The sequence below is a fragment of the Acidovorax sp. KPB24-07 genome (genome assembly GCF_057543315.1).
This window is the reverse complement of the sequence record NZ_BAAJYS010000776.1, coordinates 1-957: the sequence shown is the minus strand read 5'-3', so window position 1 is coordinate 957 and position 957 is coordinate 1. Positions and strand designations below refer to the sequence as shown.

Annotated in this window: 2 protein-coding genes; one reads left to right on the top strand and one right to left on the bottom strand. The window is 76.2% G+C overall.

The genetic code is table 11. The features are described from left to right. Positions 1–744 (top strand): substrate binding domain-containing protein (locus tag AC27IQ_RS25720; RefSeq protein WP_487091331.1); only part of this gene is annotated, 744 nt, incomplete at its 5' end. Positions 745–777: 33 nt separating this feature from the next. On the opposite strand, the gene AC27IQ_RS25715 is transcribed toward AC27IQ_RS25720, so the two are convergent. Beyond that, positions 778–957, bottom strand: a 180-nt coding sequence (locus AC27IQ_RS25715; protein WP_487091330.1) for an SIP domain-containing protein, incomplete at its 5' end; no start/stop codon positions are given.

Here is a 957-nt window from a genome sequence, read left to right as displayed (position 1 = left end):
GAGGCGGGCCACGCGGCGTTCGCGCGCTGCCAGGGGCTGGAATCGTGCGCGCGCGAGGTGCTGGCGCTGGCCGGCCACCATGCCGACGTGCCCAGCGGCCTGGTGTGCATGAGCGCGCCCAAGGCCTATGGACGCCAGCGGCTGCACCCGCTGGTGCCGTCCTTCCTGGCCGCGCACCCGCAGGTGGACGTGCAGCTGGTCATCACCGACCGCACCGTGGACCTGTTCACCGAGCACATCGACGTGGCGGTGCGCATCACCGACGCGCCGCCCCCGGGCCTGGCGGGCCGGCCGCTGGAGCCGGTGGAACACGTGGTGTGCGCCAGCCCGGCCTACCTGGCGCAGCGCGGCCTGCCGGAGCACCCGCGCGATCTGGCGCAGCACGACTGCCTGCCCCTGGGCGAGGACGAGCGCGACCGGCACTGGCGCTTCGAGCGGCCGGGTGGCGGGGGTGGCGCAGCGGAATCCGCCGTGGTGAAGGTGCGCGGGCGCTACGTGGCCAACCACAGCGAGGTGCGGTGCGAGGCCGCCCTGGGCGGCCTGGGCATCGCCTCGCTGCCGGGCTTCATGGCGCAGGCGGCCCTGGCGGCCGGCACGCTGGTGCGCGTGCTGCCCGGCTGGCGCCACACCACGGCGTATTCCGGCACGGCCTGGCTGCTGTACCCGCCCAACCGCTTTCTGCCGGCGCGGGTGCGGGCCTGGATCGACCATGTGGCGCAGGGTCTGGCCGCGCAGCCCGCATGAGGGGCCCGCGCGGCGCCTGCCGGTCCCTCCCGGTCAGTCCTCGTGCGTGTCGTGCGTGGCCGCGCTGCCCCGGCGCCAGTAGCCCGAGGCCTTGACCCACTTGGGGTAGGCGCCGCGCTCGCCCACCAGGTGCGCGCGCAGGGCCTTGGCCACGGCCGACTCGCAGGCCACCCAGGCGTGGAAGTCGCCCGCGGGCAGGGTCTGCGCGCGCAG